Origin of the sequence: Brevibacillus sp. NSP2.1 (assembly GCF_000470975.2) — a bacterium.
Taxonomy (GTDB): Bacteria; Bacillota; Bacilli; order Brevibacillales; family Brevibacillaceae; genus Brevibacillus; species Brevibacillus agri.
In genome coordinates, this window is record NZ_CP048274.1 from 2,317,886 (window position 1) to 2,334,791 (window position 16,906).

The 16,906-nt window shown below is 50.5% G+C and carries 17 protein-coding genes; 16 read left to right on the forward strand and 1 reads right to left on the reverse strand.

The window, feature by feature from the left end:
- Positions 1 to 101 precede the first annotated feature (101 nt).
- Entirely contained in the window at positions 102 to 416 is a 315-nt protein-coding gene (locus M655_RS11670) for a protease inhibitor I42 family protein (RefSeq protein WP_005834292.1), read from the reverse strand.
- 458 nt (positions 417 to 874) lie between these two features.
- Here M655_RS11670 and M655_RS11675 point away from each other — a divergent pair, with 458 nt between their 5' ends.
- The 16 genes from M655_RS11675 (at position 875) to codY (ending at position 16,823) form a co-directional block, all read left to right on the forward strand.
- Positions 875 to 1,597, forward strand: coding sequence for an EAL domain-containing protein (locus M655_RS11675; RefSeq protein ID WP_007777743.1), 723 nt, complete (start codon positions 875 to 877; stop codon positions 1,595 to 1,597).
- A gap of 15 nt (positions 1,598 to 1,612) precedes the next feature.
- Entirely contained in the window at positions 1,613 to 1,984 is a 372-nt protein-coding gene (locus M655_RS11680) for a hypothetical protein (RefSeq protein ID WP_235694688.1), read from the forward strand.
- Complete coding sequence (locus M655_RS11685) at positions 1,981 to 2,790, forward strand: GGDEF domain-containing protein (RefSeq protein ID WP_005834288.1); 810 nt, start codon at positions 1,981 to 1,983, stop codon at positions 2,788 to 2,790. Before M655_RS11680 ends, M655_RS11685 begins: the two co-directional genes overlap by 4 nt.
- A gap of 156 nt (positions 2,791 to 2,946) precedes the next feature.
- The gene (locus tag M655_RS11690) at positions 2,947 to 3,261 is read left to right on the forward strand and encodes a YbjQ family protein (protein WP_005834287.1); all 315 of its coding nucleotides are present in this window, start codon (positions 2,947 to 2,949) and stop codon (positions 3,259 to 3,261) included.
- A gap of 181 nt (positions 3,262 to 3,442) precedes the next feature.
- Positions 3,443 to 3,802 (forward strand): SCP2 sterol-binding domain-containing protein, encoded by a 360-nt coding sequence (locus M655_RS11695; RefSeq protein ID WP_005834285.1) that lies wholly within the window; start codon positions 3,443 to 3,445, stop codon positions 3,800 to 3,802.
- Between the two features lie 142 nt (positions 3,803 to 3,944).
- Positions 3,945 to 4,838 (forward strand): AlbA family DNA-binding domain-containing protein, encoded by an 894-nt coding sequence (locus M655_RS11700; protein WP_007777751.1) that lies wholly within the window; start codon positions 3,945 to 3,947, stop codon positions 4,836 to 4,838.
- Positions 4,839 to 4,877: 39 nt separating this feature from the next.
- On the forward strand, positions 4,878 to 5,936 hold the full coding sequence (locus M655_RS11705; protein WP_005834281.1) for a hypothetical protein: 1,059 nt from the start codon (positions 4,878 to 4,880) through the stop codon (positions 5,934 to 5,936).
- Between the two features lie 188 nt (positions 5,937 to 6,124).
- Entirely contained in the window at positions 6,125 to 7,285 is a 1,161-nt protein-coding gene (sucC, locus tag M655_RS11710) for an ADP-forming succinate--CoA ligase subunit beta (RefSeq protein WP_005834279.1), read from the forward strand.
- Positions 7,286 to 7,329: 44 nt separating this feature from the next.
- The gene (gene sucD / locus M655_RS11715; protein WP_005834278.1) at positions 7,330 to 8,232 is read left to right on the forward strand and encodes a succinate--CoA ligase subunit alpha; all 903 of its coding nucleotides are present in this window, start codon (positions 7,330 to 7,332) and stop codon (positions 8,230 to 8,232) included.
- Between the two features lie 132 nt (positions 8,233 to 8,364).
- Positions 8,365 to 9,480 carry a DNA-processing protein DprA gene (gene dprA, locus M655_RS11720; protein WP_026557324.1) on the forward strand — a complete coding sequence of 372 codons (1,116 nt, stop codon included), beginning with the start codon at positions 8,365 to 8,367 and terminating at the stop codon, positions 9,478 to 9,480.
- A gap of 109 nt (positions 9,481 to 9,589) precedes the next feature.
- Positions 9,590 to 11,668, forward strand: coding sequence for a type I DNA topoisomerase (topA, locus tag M655_RS11725; RefSeq protein ID WP_005834274.1), 2,079 nt, complete (start codon positions 9,590 to 9,592; stop codon positions 11,666 to 11,668).
- A 39-nt stretch (positions 11,669 to 11,707) separates the two neighbouring features.
- The gene (trmFO, locus tag M655_RS11730) at positions 11,708 to 13,012 is read left to right on the forward strand and encodes an FADH(2)-oxidizing methylenetetrahydrofolate--tRNA-(uracil(54)-C(5))-methyltransferase TrmFO (protein ID WP_005834272.1); all 1,305 of its coding nucleotides are present in this window, start codon (positions 11,708 to 11,710) and stop codon (positions 13,010 to 13,012) included.
- 73 nt (positions 13,013 to 13,085) lie between these two features.
- Positions 13,086 to 14,027, forward strand: a complete 942-nt coding sequence (gene xerC / locus M655_RS11735) for a tyrosine recombinase XerC (RefSeq protein WP_005834270.1) — start codon at positions 13,086 to 13,088, stop codon at positions 14,025 to 14,027.
- 15 nt (positions 14,028 to 14,042) lie between these two features.
- A complete protein-coding gene (gene hslV, locus M655_RS11740) occupies positions 14,043 to 14,585 on the forward strand; it encodes an ATP-dependent protease subunit HslV (protein ID WP_026557323.1) in 543 nt (180 codons plus the stop codon).
- 19 nt (positions 14,586 to 14,604) lie between these two features.
- Positions 14,605 to 16,002: an ATP-dependent protease ATPase subunit HslU gene (hslU, locus tag M655_RS11745; RefSeq protein ID WP_005834268.1), complete on the forward strand. Its 1,398-nt coding sequence runs from the start codon at positions 14,605 to 14,607 to the stop codon at positions 16,000 to 16,002.
- 41 nt (positions 16,003 to 16,043) lie between these two features.
- Positions 16,044 to 16,823 carry a GTP-sensing pleiotropic transcriptional regulator CodY gene (gene codY, locus M655_RS11750; protein WP_005834266.1) on the forward strand — a complete coding sequence of 260 codons (780 nt, stop codon included), beginning with the start codon at positions 16,044 to 16,046 and terminating at the stop codon, positions 16,821 to 16,823.
- The last annotated feature ends 83 nt before the right edge of the window (positions 16,824 to 16,906 follow it).

Here is a 16,906-nt window from a genome sequence, read left to right on the forward strand (position 1 = left end):
GCTTGGCAAACGCCTTGCTTAACCCAAGCCTTTTACAAATCGCCTTTTTCTAAGCAACACGAAAACCCAGCTTCACTCACCCCATACCCAACCACTAAAACTCACACAACCGTAACGACATAAAAAACAAAGCTGGCACAATCAGACGGCTCCCACGGACGGCAGTACTTGAACGAAAGCGAAGTCACACCCCGGCGCAGCGCCCGAAAAGTGAACCGCTGCTGACCGCCTTGCCCAATCCGAGCGGGCTGCGAAGGCGGAACAAATTCACTGGATTGCAGAAACAGAAACGTCTCGTCCACCGAATTGGACAGTGCCCACTGGTACCCAGTCGTCGGATTTGCGTCGAGCGTGACCGCAAACGGCTGGCCGCTCTGCACCTGAAGCGTATAAGTCGAGATCATCGCCATTTTCATCATCCTTTCCTCTGCAAAACACCTTTCCCCAAACTGTATGAAAAAAACGGCAAAGTGCCTAAGCAATCCGAGTGGAGAGCGGCGAAAGGAGAGCAACTGGAGAGCGACAAAGCCAAAAATAATTGTTCCATATAGGAAAAAACGGCATGCCTCGCGCAGAAAATTATGCCGAGCTATCCAAAAGCTGCTTTTTTTTCAGCAGAAATTTAGTATGATTTGGAAAGGGATATGCAAAACAATGGCGAATAACTAGGAACAAAGACATATGTTGTCGAATAGACTGGAGATTTTGTGATCTCTTTTACCTAGTTTTCGCGCCGAAAACTTCTAGGGTTTGCGGTCTTACTGGTCGTTGAACTTCCCAGCACTTCCAATGAATTGGGCGTACATCCTATGCACCTCACACTTGGGAAGCTTTCTCTGTGTTCATATTTGCTAGGAAAGGGAAAGGAAAATTGATGGAGAGCATTGCGGAACTATTTGAGAAAAGAGAGTATTATCATGCGTTTCAGCCCATATGCCAATTCCCTGATAAAAAAAGAATAGGGTATGAGGTGCTGCTCCGCAGCAAAGCGGGACTAAACCCGGAACTGTTGTTTTCGATGGCCAAGGAAAAAAGAAAGTTGCCGGAGCTGGATACCCAGTCATTTCGGCATGCGCTTTTGTCTTTTCTTCGTTCATCCAAGGAACACACCCAGGAGCTCCTGTTTGTCAATATTTTTCCGTCCACGATCGTGGAAGATTCGTTTCCGGGATTCATCGAGGAAATCAAGCAAGCTTTTTTTCCGTATTTGAAAAGAATCGTACTGGAAATAAACGAATCGATCATGGAAGGGGAATGCTGGCATGAGCCCGTTTTTACCAATCGCATTGGCGAATTGAAAAAGATGGGTTTTTTGATCGCGTTAGATGATGTAGGGGATGCAGCAAATATTTTTCATAAAATAACTGATCTTTCGCCTGATTTCATCAAAATCGATCGTTTCTATTCCAAGGAGCTTTCGACTTCGCAAGAAAAACAGACAGTCGTCAAGCTGTTTGTTGACTTTTGCAAGTACGAACCTCAACTCATTCTTGAAGGAGTTGAAGAAGAAGAAGATTTTGCTTGCGCCTCTTCATTGGGAATTGCAATGGGACAAGGATACCTTTTTGGGAAACCAGATCGCCTGCGAGAAGATTAAGAGGGGAGAGCAGAATTGGAGGAATTACTGATGTTTGGTGATAGTAGCGTATATTCTAGGAAAGCCACTCTTTCCTTAAAAATATCCGAGTTTGAAGTCCCTCCGATGCAGGATATGCTGATTATCGGCAGAAAAGCGCCGATCGGACCGGAAGCAGTACGGAGGATGGCAGAGGCACTGTCTCCGGAGCAGTTTACCCTGCTGAAAATCGATCATCCGAAGATCGAGGCGGTGTTGCTGAGAAACTCGCTCCTGCAGATGATGGACGAAAAACTGCTGATGAAAATTATTCTTGAGGAATCAGAGCGGATGATTAGCGAATCAATGGTGTTGCGTTCTGAGCTGAAAATTGCGTTGTCTGTACAGCGAGAGGTGGATTTGCTATGAACATCTCCGAAATCATGAACCCGACGATCCATTCCATTTCCTCTGACAAATCCGTTTCCCATGCTGCAAGGCTCATGAGTGAGTATCAGATGGATTCGCTGGTCGTCATTGACCATGGAGAGGTCGTAGGTTTAGTGACTTCCCGAGATGTCCTGACTGCGCATCCAAACCGGATTGTCGCCGATGCGATGTGCAATCAGGTGCATTACCTGCTGGCGGATCAAAACATTTGGGAGGCGCACCATTACTTTCTCAATGAAAATGCCAGACTGGCGATTATCCTGGACGACGAGCAAATAAGCGGGATGATTACGAAAGAAATCGTGGAAATGCAAATTGCCCAATACAAAGACCCGCTGTCCGGTCTGTATCGGGCGCCTTATATCCAGTTTATCGGGGAGAGCTATTTGCAGAAAAAAATTCCGTTTCACCTGCTGTTCATCGATTTGAACGATTTCGGCAGAATTAACAAGCAATACGGGCATCCTTTCGGCGATGACGTCATCCGGACTTATTCGGCTGTGCTTTCCTCGATCGCCGAGGATCAGGGAGATCATCTGTGTCGGTATGCAGGGGATGAATTTGTCTTGATCTCTACTGCTCCTGACGCGCTCGTCGAGCAGTATATCGAGCTGATTTCGCGTCCGACCGACGTGCTGGACATCACGGTTTCGGCCGCAGTCGGCCATGTGAACGGCTACAGTGAGCCTGATTTCTTCGCCCACTCCTGGAGGGAACTGATCGCGCAAGCAAGCCTTGCCTCGTCTGCGATCAAGGCACAGAAGACGGCGTCTACGTTTTCCTGATCGTTACGTAAGCACGCTGCTGGATAAGGGCATGGTTACAGGCACACACTTTGAGTAAGCCGCCCGCTAAAAAAGGGGCAACTGAAACCGCCGCAAAGTTCATTCGTATTACATATTGTCAGAGTGAAATGAATTCGGTTAGAGGAGGCCTTTTCCATGATTATTACCACAACCAGCACGTTGCAAGGTAAAGAAATTGAAGCCTATTTGGATATCGTCAGCGGAGAAGTCATCATGGGGGCGAACGTGGTCCGCGACTTTTTGGCAGGAATCACGGACATCATCGGTGGCAGAAGCGGCTCCTACGAAAGCAAGCTGGCAGAAGGACGCGAAATGGCGCTGCAAGAAATGAAGGAAAAAGCGCGCGCGCTCGGGGCAAACGCAGTCGTTGGAGTCGACCTCGACTTCGAAACGCTCCGAGAAGGCATGATGATGGTCATCGCGACTGGAACCGCTGTTCGAGTAAAATAAGCCGGCAAATGCCCGGCTTTCTTTTTTTGTGCGAACACTTGCGAGCGCTTCAAGCCAATGAGAGCGAGAGCGAAGCGAGCGACGTTCCCCGACTGGTGTAAACGGTGCTGGTACGAAAAGCTGACGAAAGGGCGCCTCGCCTCTTCGCACGGCGTATAGAGGAAGCGGCGACAAAAGGGTGATGAACGTGTCTGTAGCAGATACACTGATAGAGCTGGCGCAAAAAATCAAAGCGAATCCGAAGCCGATCCGCAACTTTTCTGCCGTCTATCATTTTGTGCTTGCCGGAAAAGAGGGCGGTACGTACGAAATCAAATTTGCCAATGACGAAGCGACCTATCGCCTCGGGGCTACCGAACAGGCGGGCTGTACGCTGGAATTGTCCGATGAAAATTTCATCAAACTTGTCCGTGGTACACTCAATCCTGCCGCAGCTCTTGTCACGGGCAAGCTGAAAATAAAAGGGGACATGGGACTGTCTTTGAAGCTTCAAACATTGCTGTACGCCTACCAGTCCCGCCCTGAAAAAGCAGGAAACTAGACGGCGGCGCCTGTCTTTTGGCGGGCGTTCCGCTGTCGCTTTCCGGGCGATTGCATAAAAAAACTGGTCAACCTCCAAATAGTTGCGTTAAAATTATGACCAAACAATGACAAGGATTCCAAACAAAAGAACGAGGGAAAACATGCGCCATATTTGTTCCTTACTCGCCGTTGTCCATGAACTGACAGAACAATCTGTGCGTTTCGACTTGTACCAGGAGATTCGAAGGTCTACGGTTGACCGAGAGCTGCTGCGGCAAAATGCCCAGTTGCCTAGGCACTATTTTGACTTTTTGTTTCATTCCGGCGTCCTGGAAGTGGAGAACGATCCCCCTTATCAACCGGGGATTACGAAGCCTGCTTCCATCGGAATGAACATTCGATCACTCGGCGGCAATGTATTGTTTGACATGTGCTTCGCTCCACAGACGTATAAATTATGGCAGAATACAGATGCGAGTCTGGAAGACCTGTCTTTGCCGGCTGATATCTTTGAAGAGTACGTATATCGCTTGGGGGCGATCAGCAGGTTTCGCTATCTCGGGCGGGTAGACGATCCGCTCGTGGCAACCTCGCTTGGCGAAAACGACATGATCGAATTCAAGCGCGACTTTTTGCTGTCCAAAGGCGGAATTATTAAAACTGTCGTAGCATTTGCCAACTCGAACAACGGCAATCTCTTTTTGGGGATTACGGATGAAGGTACCATTTGCGGCATCGATCACGAAATCGAGCAATACGGCGACCCGGATAAATACATTTTGGCCATAACACAGTACATTCAGGACAAAACATCGCCATTTTTAACCCCTTTTCCTAAAATCTCCCTGAAAAAAGTGGACGGCAAGCATGTCGTCGCGATTTTTGTGGAGGTTTCCTCCGAGCTGATTTGCGGACTGGATAAAAACGGTGAGAAGTACGTTGTCATCCGCACGAACAATCGCTCGGTTGTGGTCAAAGACCCGCACCAAATAGGCGAAATTTACGTCAAACGAAAACTTGGCAGTGAGATCAGCCGACGATTGGGACTTTTGTAGAATCATCGGGCACGATTGATACTCGAAGGAGGGTGCTGCATGGTATCGTCTTTGCGTGCTTACCTGTTAATTGTGATGGTCGCAAGTATGATGATTTCCGGTTGTGCGCAGCCTGACAAGGTGCCGGCCGACATGAGTAACCGTATCGAGAAAGAGCTTGGTGCGGTAGAAAAGGTAACCGTCATGTCAACAGATGGGCAGGAAGTGATGCTGGATTTGCCGACATTCATGAAGGAGCTGTCTGGGCAAGGCAAAGATTTGCAGCTTTCAGAAACAGCCTTGAAGCAGGAAGACGTGCGCTTTACGCTCGTGCTCTACCGCAAGCAATTAGCCCCTCTCGTCGTGGCCGTCGGAGAAGGAGCCAGCCAGTTTGGCGAAAATACATATCGCGGTGCAGGCGCTGTCGCTTTTTATCACTGGATTCAAAAGCTGACAGGAAAAGGACTGCTGTCGCAAAAAATCGACACGGTCCTGCTCTCGGCTGAGGACCTCGCCAAGACACGGGTGCTTGGCGAGACGGAGATAGAAGACATCCGCAAGACGTTGGCAGCGGCTGTGCCAGAGACGGGAGCGAGCCTCAAGCAGTATCCGCTCTACCCGAATTATCGCTTGCGCATCAATTCAGCAGAAAGGCCGCTGGAAGTGACCGTGCTGACCCCTACCTTAATCAGTGTGCCGTTTGGAAAAGAAACCCACACGTTTCACTTGGACGGCGGGCTGTTTTCCAAGCTGACAGAATGGATTTCGCCAACGGACAAGAAGGAAGAAAAACAGCTCGAGCAGCTATTCAAGGCGAGCCGGATTCGGATTGCCGCAACAGGTGCGATGGCTGTAGAGAGCCTTGAACTGGAAGTCCGAAAAACGACCGTGGAGCAAGGGATTGCGCACCAGGCCGTGCGTCTTTTGCAAACGGCAGAGCTGCTGAAGGAAGCACCGAAAGATCCGGGACCGGAGCAGTATCGCTTGTTCTTTACCGTCAATGGGAAAGAGCGCGAAGTCATTTGGTATGCCAAGTATTTTCAATTGGATGCAAATTGGTTCACTCACAATGAAATGGCCGAAGCGCAGTGGAAATTGTTGCAAAGTCTTAGAAAATGATGGGTTTTCCTCATGAAGTTTCGAAGTTCTGGTCACGATAAAGAGAACATATTACTACCACTTTTGCAATTTTTGTCGTAGAATAGTTACGTTGCACTGATAGTGGAGGCTTTCGACCGGAAGAAGACAGATGTCTTTGTGCCGGTCTAAAAGCTTGCCGATCTTTATCTGCCATAGGAGGATGGAGAATGAACATTCATGAGTATCAAGGTAAAGAGATACTTAAGCAGTACGGTGTAAAAGTTCCTGAAGGTCGCGTAGCTTTCACAGTGGATGAAGCTGTTGAAGCGGCGAAAGAACTGGGCACCCAGGTTGTTGTCGTAAAAGCGCAAATCCACGCTGGTGGCCGCGGTAAAGCTGGCGGTGTAAAAGTGGCAAAAAACCTGGATGAAGTTCGTACATATGCCAGTGAAATTCTTGGCAAAGTGCTGGTAACTCATCAAACAGGTCCGGAAGGCAAAGAAGTAAAACGCCTCTTGATCGAGCAAGGCTGCGATATTAAAAAAGAATACTACGTGGGTGTCGTTGTTGACCGCGCAACAGGTAGCGTTGTCATGATGGCTTCTGAAGAGGGCGGTACGGAGATTGAGGAAGTAGCAGCGCAAACTCCGGAAAAAATCTTCAAAGAAGTAATCGATCCGGTAACGGGCCTGAACGCGTTCCAAGCGCGCCGTCTGGCTTATGCGATCAACATCCCGAAAGAACTCATCAACAAAGCAGCTAAGTTCATGATGAGCCTGTACCAAGCATTTGTTGAAAAAGACTGCTCTATCGCTGAAATTAACCCTCTCGTTGTTACTGGCGACGGTGAAGTAATGGCACTCGATGCCAAACTGAACTTCGACAGCAACGCTCTCTACCGTCATCCTGACATTGTAGCTCTGCGCGACCTGGATGAAGAAGACGAGAAAGAAATCGAAGCGTCCAAATACGATCTGTCCTACATCGCCCTCGATGGTAACATCGGTTGCATGGTAAACGGTGCAGGTCTTGCAATGGCTACCATGGACATCGTGAAATTTTACGGTGGAGATCCTGCCAACTTCCTCGACGTAGGCGGCGGTGCTACTGAAGAAAAAGTAACCGAAGCGTTCAAAATCATTCTGCGCGACGAAAAAGTAAAAGGCATTTTCGTTAACATTTTCGGCGGTATCATGAAATGTGACGTCATTGCAAACGGCGTAGTGAATGCAGCGAAACAAATCAAGCTGGATAAACCGCTCGTTGTGCGTCTCGAAGGTACAAACGTAGACCTCGGTAAGAAAATCCTTAACGAATCCGGTCTGAACATCGTTGCGGCTGAATCCATGGCTGATGGCGCTGAGAAAATCGTATCCTTGGTAAAGTAAGCAATTGCGAGTAGATACGTAAAAAAAGGTGGGAAAAAAACGCGATGAGTATTCTCGTTAATAAAAATACAAAAGTAATTACACAAGGGATTACCGGTGCAACAGGTTTGTTCCACACTCGCGGAGCCGTTGAATACGGTACACAAATGGTTGGCGGCGTGACTCCAGGTAAAGGCGGAACCGAAGTAGACGGTATTCCAATTTTCAACACCGTAGCAGAAGCGGTAGAAAAAACAGGCGCAAATGCTTCCGTTATCTACGTTGCTCCTCCTTTTGCTGCTGACGCGATCATGGAAGCGGTTGACGCTGAACTGGATCTGGTCATCTGCATCACCGAAGGTATTCCTGTCCTCGACATGGTAAAAGTAAAACGTTACATGGAAGGCAAGAAAACCAAGCTGATCGGACCTAACTGCCCAGGCGTTATCACTCCAGGCGAGTGCAAAATCGGCATCATGCCAGGCTACATTCACACCCCTGGTAAAGTGGGTATCGTATCCCGCTCCGGTACCTTGACTTATGAAGCTGTACATCAAACTTCCACTCGCGGCATCGGTCAATCCACTGCTGTAGGTATCGGTGGCGACCCTGTAAAAGGGATGGAGTTCATCGATGTACTGAAAATGTTCAACGAAGACCCAGACACTGAAGCCGTTATCATGATCGGTGAAATCGGCGGTACGGCGGAAGAAGAAGCGGCTGAATGGATCGCGGCGAACATGAAAAAACCAGTGGTAGGCTTCATTGGCGGACAAACTGCTCCTCCAGGAAAACGCATGGGCCACGCTGGTGCGATCATCTCCGGCGGTAAAGGTACAGCCGCTGAGAAAATCGCGAAGCTCGAAGAGTGCGGCGTTCGCGTAGCGAAAACGCCAGCAGTAATCGGTGAAACACTGGTAGAACTGCTGAAAGAGCGCGGCATGCTGGAGAAAGTGTTGAACAAGTAATCGTTTTGATAGCAGAAGTGGACAGGCAGATGCTTGTCCACTTTTTCTTTTTTTGAAAGAGGCCGCTGTCTTTCGCTACAATAGCACTCGAAGCCGTCCAAGGTAACGCTTGGAATGCAAGGAGGGTGTTTGATGGGCAAACCGCAAATCAGTGAGCGAGATTGGCTGTATGTACTGGCGATGACACCGGGGTTGGGACGTCGAACAATCAGGAAAATTAGCGAAACAGCAGGGTCTTTTCAGAATGCTGTCGATCATTGGCTTTTGATCGGGGAAGAGTTGGGGCTTTCTGTCGAGCTTGTGCAACAAGTTGATATGCAAACAAATGCCGCGGCTGTCATGCACCTGTTAGCAAAACGGGAGGCGAGTCGGACTCGCTTTCTTTGCATCTTTGACGAAGACTATCCCTCCTTGCTGCGGCATATTCCTGACCAGCCGCTGACGCTGTTTTGCCGAGGCGATCGCAAGCTGCTTGCAGAGGCGGCCATCGGTGTTGTCGGCTCGCGCAAGCCAACGCCGTACGGCCGGGCGAGCTGCGCGTATTTGGTGAAAGAGCTGGTGCAGGCGGGGCTTGCGATTGTATCCGGTCTGGCCTATGGCATAGATGGCGAAGCGCATCAGACGGCGCTTGCGGCTGGAGGAAAGACCATCGCCGTATTGGGCTGCGGGCTGAATCATGTGTACCCGCCAAGGCATCAAACGCTCTACGAAAAAATTGAATCTTTTGGACTACTTTTGTCCGAATACCCGCCAGATACTCCGCCCGTCCCAGGGCTGTTCCCCGAGCGAAACCGCATTATCAGTGGACTAAGTTTGGGCGTAGTAGTCGTGGAAGCAGCAGAAAAAAGCGGATCGCTGATTACAGCGGACTGTGCGCTGGAGCAAGGACGCGACGTTTTTGCCGTTCCAGGCCCGATTTTTTCCTTGATGAGCGCAGGGCCGCATAACTTGCTCAAACAAGGAGCAAAGCTAGTAACAAGACCCTGCGATATCTTGGAGGAGTTGCCGCGGGCTTATGCGAGCGGTGCTGAATCAGCGTCTGTCGCCGGAAAAGGCAGCAGTTCCATGACGCTTACCGCAGAGGAAAGCGTGATTGTGGAGGCGATCACTTACGAAGGCGTGCACGTGGATGAGCTTGTACAGCAACTGGAGCCTGACCGGCGCAAAAACGTGCACCAATTGCTTGTCCGACTGGAGGCAAAAGGGGTGCTTGCGGCACTGCCAGGGGGGTATTTCGCGCGGCGCTAAGGCATGTTTGACCTTTCCCGGGAATCCCCTAAAGCTTGCAAGTGTTTGACAAATCGGATAAGCATATTTAATAATAGGGAAGATTCCTTACTAAAAGGGGAGGAAAAAAATGGCTGATACGCTCGTAATCGTAGAATCCCCTGCGAAAGCGAAAACCATTGGAAAATATCTGGGTAGCAAATATATCGTGAAAGCGTCCATGGGACATGTGCGCGACCTCCCGAAAAGTCAGATGGGGGTAGATGTCAATCATGGCTTTGAACCCAAATACATAACCATTCGCGGCAAGGGCGATGTACTCAAGGGCCTGAAGGATGCCGCCAAAAAAGTAAAGAAAGTCTATCTGGCAGCCGACCCGGATCGCGAAGGGGAAGCAATTGCCTGGCATCTGGCCCAATATCTCGGACTCGATTTGAACCAGCCGCTTCGCGTGGTGTTCAACGAGATTACCAAAGACGCGATCAAGGAAGCGTTCAAGCATCCGCGCCATATCAACATGGATTTGGTGAACGCCCAACAGGCGCGGCGTATTTTGGACCGGCTGGTCGGCTACAACATCAGCCCGATCCTGTGGAAAAAAGTGCGCAAAGGTTTGAGCGCCGGACGCGTCCAGTCTGTCACCGTCAAGCTGATTATGGATCGGGAGCGCGAAATCCAGCAATTCATTCCCGAAGAGTACTGGACGATTGCCACCAAGCTCGCAAGCAACGGCAAAGAGTTTGAGGCGAAGTTTTACGGCTATGAGGATGAAAAAGTCGAGCTGAAGTCGGAAGAGGACGTCAAGCGCGTGCTGGACAAAATGAAGGATCAGTCGTTTGTCGTGCAAAAGGTAACAAAGCGCGAGCGCAAACGCAATCCTGCACCGCCGTTTATCACCAGCTCTCTGCAACAGGAAGCCGCGCGCAAGCTCAATTTCCGTACCGCCAAGACGATGCGGATCGCCCAGGAGCTGTACGAGGGGATTGACGTCGGCAACAAGGAAGGCGCAGTCGGTTTGATTACGTATATGCGTACAGACTCGACCCGCGTATCCGAAACCGCGCAAAATGAGGCGAAAGAGTACATACTGGAAAAATTCGGCGCTGACTACATACCGGCAGAACCTCGTGTCCAGGTCAAAAAAGAAAACGCTCAGGACGCGCACGAGGCGATCCGCCCAACCTCGGTCGCACGTACGCCGGATGAGATCAAGGAATTTTTGTCGAGAGATCAACTGCGCTTGTATCGACTCATTTGGGAGCGGTTTCTGGCGAGCCAGATGTCTTCCGCTGTACTCGATACCATGAGTGTAGATATTGATGCAGGGGGCGTCATGTTCCGGGCGACTGGCTCGAAAGTGAAGTTCCCTGGATTTATGAAGGTTTATATAGAAGGAAATGATGACGGCACGGAAGAAGAGAGCTTCCTGCCGCCAATCGCTGAAGGCCAGACGCTGGAACAGCGAGAAATAACGCCGGCGCAACATTTTACCCAGCCGCCGCCGCGTTACTCGGAGGCGCGTCTCATCAAGACGCTCGAAGAAGGCGGCATCGGCCGTCCCTCTACGTACGCTCCAACGCTGGAAACTATTCAGAAGCGCGGCTATGTCGCGCTGGAGGAAAAGCGGTTCATCCCGACAGAGCTGGGCGAAATCGTCATTACGCTGATCGAGGAGTTTTTTCCGGAAATTCTCAATGCGGAGTTTACCGCCCATATGGAGTCCGATCTCGACGAAATCGAGGAAGGCACAGCGAACTGGGTTCAAATTCTCGATGCGTTTTACGGTGACTTTGCCAAGCGAGTGGCCGTAGCGGAAGAAGAAATGAAGGAAGTCGAGCTGAAAGACGAAGAGTCTGACGAGACTTGCGAGCTGTGCGGCCGCGTGATGGTCTACAAGCTCGGGCGCTTCGGCAAGTTCCTCGCTTGTTCCGGGTTCCCGGAATGCCGCAACACGAAACCGATCGTCAAAGAAACAGGGGTAAAGTGCCCGCAATGTGAAACTGGACACATTATCGAACGTAAATCTAAGAAGAGCCGTATTTTTTACGGCTGCAACCGATATCCGGAATGCGATTTTGTATCGTGGGACAAACCGATTGCCCGTCCTTGCCCGAAATGCGCAAGCCTACTCGTGGAGAAAAAGCGCAAGAAGCAAGGGGTTAGCGTTGTCTGCACCAAATGCGACTATCAGGAAGAAGCAGACTCCTGATTGGACGAGGTAGAATTTGTAGCTTGGAGGAAGAACAGCATGACAACACCAACTATTACTGTAGTAGGCGCGGGTTTGGCCGGAAGCGAGGCTGCCTGGCAAATTGCCAAGGCAGGCATTCCCGTCAAGCTGTACGAAATGCGGCCTAAGACCCAGACACCTGCCCATCATACCGACAAATTCGCGGAACTGGTCTGCAGCAACTCCTTGCGCGCGAACTCCTTGGCCAATGCCGTCGGCGTATTAAAGGAAGAAATGCGCCGTCTAGGCTCGGTCATTATCGAGGCTGCTGACCGTTGCGCCGTTCCGGCAGGGGGAGCGCTTGCGGTAGACCGGCATGAGTTTGCTGGCTATGTCACGGATGCTGTGAAAAATCATCCGCTGATCGAGGTTATCACCGACGAGATCACCGACATTCCCGCGGATGGCATCGTCGTCATTGCGACAGGACCACTGACATCGCCAGCGCTTTCCCAAAAGCTCAAGGAGCTGACTGGGGAAGAATACCTATATTTTTATGATGCTGCAGCACCAATTATCGAAAAAGACTCGATCGACATGAACAAAGTCTTCGTGGCGTCCAGGTACGATAAAGGGGAGGCTGCTTACCTGAACTGCCCGATGACGGAGGAAGAATTTAATCGCTTTTACGATGAGCTGATTGCCGCCGAAGCGGTTCCGCTGAAGGAGTTTGAAAAAGAAATTTTCTTCGAGGGCTGCATGCCGATCGAAGTCATGGCAAAACGCGGACGCCAAACGATGCTGTTCGGCCCGATGAAGCCTGTCGGTCTGACAGACCCGCGCACAGGCAAAAAGCCGTACGCAGTCGTTCAGCTTCGCCAGGACAACGGCGCGGCTACCTTGTACAACATCGTCGGCTTCCAGACCCATCTGAAATGGCCGGAGCAAAAGCGGGTGTTCTCGCTGATCCCTGGCCTGGAAAACTGCGAAATCGTCCGTTACGGCGTCATGCACCGCAATACGTTCATTAATTCGCCGAAGCTGCTGCGCCCTACGTATCAGTACAGGGAGCGGGACACCTTGTTTTTTGCAGGCCAAATGACAGGGGTGGAAGGCTACGTGGAATCTGCCGCTTCCGGACTGCTCGCAGGCATCAATGCCGCGCGTCTGGCAAAAGGCGAAGAGCTGATCGTGCTCCCGCCGGAAACGGTCATGGGCAGCATGGCGCGCTATATTACGACGGCGGATCCGAAACATTTTCAGCCGATGAACGCGAATTTCGGGCTGGTTCCCGAGTGGCCAGAGCGCATTCGCAACAAGCGTGAGAAAAACGAAAAGCTTGCTGAGCGGGCGCTAGATACAATTCAGAATTTTACACAATAACGACACAATTAGCGTTGATATCCGAATTTCGTCTGTGTTACTATATAGGTGCTTCGAGGAGGGTGCATCCCATATGGACATTTCGCAACAAATTTCTGCGGATCTTGCGATGTTTACCCGTTATTTGCTAGTCGAAAAAAACGCCTCTCCTCATACGGTAAAGCAGTATATGGCAGATATCAGCGAATTTGTCTCCTTTATGGAACAGCACCAAATCTCTGCATTTGCTGCTGTTTCTTATTTGCATGGTCGCTCCTTTCTCGCGCACTTGGCGGGCAGGGGGTTATCCCGGCGAAGTATTGCGCGCAAGCTCTCGAGTTTGCGAAGCTTGTATCGATTTTTGTTGCGTGAAGGTCAACTGGAGCAAAATCCGTTCCAACTCGTTTCCACTCCGAAGATGGAGAAGAAACTCCCTTCCTTTTTGTATCCACAAGAAGTTCAAGCGTTTTTTGATCTGCCAGATACATCAACGCCTTTAGGAATACGCGATCGGCTGATATTTGAACTGTTGTACGCGAGCGGCATGCGAGTTTCTGAGCTGGTTACCTTGTCAGTCGACGATGTGAATCCGAGCATGGGCGTCGCGCTTGTATATGGAAAAGGGGCAAAAGAGCGGTATGTGCCTGTGGGAAGTTATGCCTGCGACGTTCTTAGGCAATACCTAGAGTATGGAAGAGAAAAACTGTTGGCCGGCAGAGTAGATCACGGCAACCTGCTGCTTAACTATCGCGGAGAGCCGTTGTCCGACCGCAGCGTCCGCCGGATTGTAGACAAATACGTAGATATGTGCGCTTCTCATTTGCGTGCTTCACCTCACACCTTTCGTCACACGTTTGCGACCCACATGTTGAATGGAGGAGCTGACCTCCGGACGGTCCAAGAGCTGCTGGGACATGTCAATGTCTCTACGACGCAGGTTTACACGCATGTGACCAAGGAGCGACTTCGCCATGTATATGACACCGCTCACCCGCGGGCTAACCCGAATAGTACAGGTTCCGCCAATCGGACATAACGGGAGGAATCAGTGATGGAACAGTTTCACGCAACAACCATATTCGCTATTACGCATAACGGGGCAACCGCGATGGCCGGTGACGGTCAGGTTACCTTTGGAAACAGCATGGTCATGAAGCATGGGGCCAAAAAAGTGAGAAGGCTCTATCGCGGAGAAGTTTTGGCAGGATTTGCAGGCTCAGTTGCCGACGCAATTACGCTGTTTGAAAAGTTCGAAGGCAAGCTCGAGGAATACCATGGAAACCTTCAGCGGGCTGCTGTTGAGCTGGCGAAGGAGTGGCGTTTGGACAAAGTTTTGCACCGCCTGGAAGCGATGATGATTGTCGGCAACAAGGATTACCTGCTGCTGATCTCCGGCAACGGAGAAATCATCGAGCCAGATGACGGGATTTTGGCGATCGGCTCTGGCGGAAGTTTTGCCCTGGCTGCCGGTCGCGCTCTGAAAATATACGCGCCGCACCTGAGTGCCCGGGAAATTGCAGAAGCATCACTTCGAACCGCTGCGGAGATTTGCGTGTTCACGAACAACAATCTTGTGGTGGATGAGTTGAATTGAGCAAAAGGGAGGAACTTCTGTGCTGAATCTTGAGCAATTAACTCCGCGTAAGATCGTAGAGCATTTGGACAAATACATCGTCGGGCAGGCACAAGCCAAGAAAGCCATCGCTGTGGCGCTTCGCAATCGCTATCGTCGGAGCCTTTTGCCGGAGCAGATGATTGACGAAGTGGTTCCCAAAAATATTTTGATGATCGGACCGACCGGGGTGGGGAAAACCGAGATTGCCCGCCGGATCGCCAAGCTGACCGGCGCGCCGTTTATCAAAGTAGAGGCGACCAAGTTCACCGAGGTTGGCTATGTAGGACGAGATGTTGAGTCGATGGTGCGCGATCTGGTGGAAGCCTCCATCCGAACTGTGAAGCAGGAAAAAGTGGAATCCGTCAAAGAAAAAGCGGAAAAGCTCGCCAACGAGGCGATCGTAAACGCATTGGTTCCATCCCGGAAACAGCAAAGCTCGTTCAAAAATCCGCTGGAAATGCTGTTCGGCGGACAACAGCAGCAAGAGCAAACGTCGCATGACCAGGAAGAAGCTTCCGTTCTGCAACAGCGCAGACAGGTGGCTTGGCAACTAGCGAATGGACAGTTGGAAGAACAAATGATCGAGATAGAGGTAGAAGATCAATCGCCAACGATGTTCGACATGTTCCAGGTTCCGGGTACAGAACAAATGGGGATGCAAATGCAGGATATGCTCGGCAGCTTGATGCCTAAACGGACGAAGAAGCGAAAATTGCGAATTAAAGATGCCCGAAAGGTATTAATTCAGCAGGAAGCGCAAAAACTGGTGGATATGGACGAAGTTACGCAAGAGTCGATCCGTCGGGCAGAGCAGCATGGCATTATCTTTATCGACGAGATCGACAAGATTGCAGGCAAGGACGGCCGTGGACCGGATGTATCCCGCGAAGGCGTGCAACGAGATATTTTGCCGATCGTGGAAGGTTCTACGGTTATGACGAAATACGGTCCGGTAAAAACCGATTACGTCCTGTTTATCGCGGCTGGAGCGTTTCACATGGCCAAACCGTCTGATTTGATTCCTGAGCTGCAGGGGCGTTTTCCGATCCGGGTTGAGCTGACGAGCTTGCGCGTCGAGGATTTTGTGCGAATTTTGACGGAACCGAAAAATGCGCTGCTCAAGCAGTATGTGGCTTTGCTGGAAACAGAAGGCGTGCGGGTAGAATTTACGCAGGAAGCGATCCAGGAGCTCGCGAAAATGGCTGCGGAAGTCAATCAGAGCACAGACAACATCGGTGCTAGACGCTTGCACACCATCCTGGAAAAGCTGCTGGAGGATCTCTCGTTTGAAGCCCCGGAAATTCATCTGGAAGTTGTGCAAATCACCCCTGATTACGTCCGGCAAAAGCTCGGATCGATCGCGGGGAACAAAGACTTGAGTCAATACATTTTATAATGATTGGGTAGGTAGTACACATACATTGGGAGGAAATACAGATGGATCTACTGTCGAAAACAAGAAGAATTAACCGCATGTTGCAAAAATCTGCGGGCCATGCTGTTAATTTTAACGAAATGGCGCAAGTGCTGAGTGACGTAATTGAAGCGAATACATTTGTCGTAAGTCGCAAAGGCAAGCTGCTTGGTTTTGCCATCCACCAGGAAATGGACAATGGCCGCATGCGCAAAATGCTGGAAGAGCGCCGCTTTCCAGAGGAGTACAGCCAAGGTCTTCTGAAAGTGGAAGAAACGTCCGCAAACCTGGACGTAGAAAGCCCTTACACTATTTTCCCGGTGGAGATGAAAGACGTATTCCGTTCCGGCTGGACGACTCTCGTTCCGATCATGGGTGGCGGAGACCGTTTGGGTACACTGATTCTCGGACGCATCAACGACCAGTTTGTGGACGATGACCTGATCCTCGCGGAAGTGGGCGCGACCGTAGTAGGAATGGAGATCCTGCGCGAGCGTTCGGAAGCGATTGAGGAAGAAGCGCGCAGCAAGGCTGTCGTGCAAATGGCAATCGGTTCCTTGTCCTACAGCGAGCTGGAAGCGGTTGAGCACATTTTTGAAGAGCTCGAAGGCAAAGAAGGCTTGCTCGTCGCTTCGAAAATTGCCGATCGCGTAGGCATTACCCGCTCCGTTATCGTAAACGCACTGCGCAAGCTGGAGAGTGCGGGCGTCATTGAATCCCGTTCCTTGGGAATGAAAGGAACTTTTATCAAAGTTTTGAACGAAAAACTGCTGCCTGAGCTGGAAAAGCTCAAAACTTCGTAAGGAAAATTGCAATAAAAGTTTAGTCAAAGTGAACTGAAAGGTATAGCGACATCGGTTGCTATACCTTTTTTCATGGGTATTTA

Coding starts and splice junctions, on each gene's coding strand:
- M655_RS11690 (WP_005834287.1), top strand. CDS start 2,947: ATGATTATTACCACAACCAGCACGTTGCAAGGTAAAGAAATTGAAGCC.
- M655_RS11700 (WP_007777751.1), top strand. CDS start 3,945: ATGCGCCATATTTGTTCCTTACTCGCCGTTGTCCATGAACTGACAGAA.
- codY (WP_005834266.1), top strand. CDS start 16,044: ATGGATCTACTGTCGAAAACAAGAAGAATTAACCGCATGTTGCAAAAA.
- M655_RS11695 (WP_005834285.1), top strand. CDS start 3,443: ATGAACGTGTCTGTAGCAGATACACTGATAGAGCTGGCGCAAAAAATC.
- sucC (WP_005834279.1), top strand. CDS start 6,125: ATGAACATTCATGAGTATCAAGGTAAAGAGATACTTAAGCAGTACGGT.
- sucD (WP_005834278.1), top strand. CDS start 7,330: ATGAGTATTCTCGTTAATAAAAATACAAAAGTAATTACACAAGGGATT.
- dprA (WP_026557324.1), top strand. CDS start 8,365: ATGGGCAAACCGCAAATCAGTGAGCGAGATTGGCTGTATGTACTGGCG.
- xerC (WP_005834270.1), top strand. CDS start 13,086: ATGGACATTTCGCAACAAATTTCTGCGGATCTTGCGATGTTTACCCGT.
- topA (WP_005834274.1), top strand. CDS start 9,590: ATGGCTGATACGCTCGTAATCGTAGAATCCCCTGCGAAAGCGAAAACC.
- M655_RS11675 (WP_007777743.1), top strand. CDS start 875: ATGGAGAGCATTGCGGAACTATTTGAGAAAAGAGAGTATTATCATGCG.
- M655_RS11685 (WP_005834288.1), top strand. CDS start 1,981: ATGAACATCTCCGAAATCATGAACCCGACGATCCATTCCATTTCCTCT.
- M655_RS11705 (WP_005834281.1), top strand. CDS start 4,878: ATGGTATCGTCTTTGCGTGCTTACCTGTTAATTGTGATGGTCGCAAGT.
- trmFO (WP_005834272.1), top strand. CDS start 11,708: ATGACAACACCAACTATTACTGTAGTAGGCGCGGGTTTGGCCGGAAGC.
- M655_RS11670 (WP_005834292.1), bottom strand. CDS start 416: ATGAAAATGGCGATGATCTCGACTTATACGCTTCAGGTGCAGAGCGGC.
- hslV (WP_026557323.1), top strand. CDS start 14,043: ATGGAACAGTTTCACGCAACAACCATATTCGCTATTACGCATAACGGG.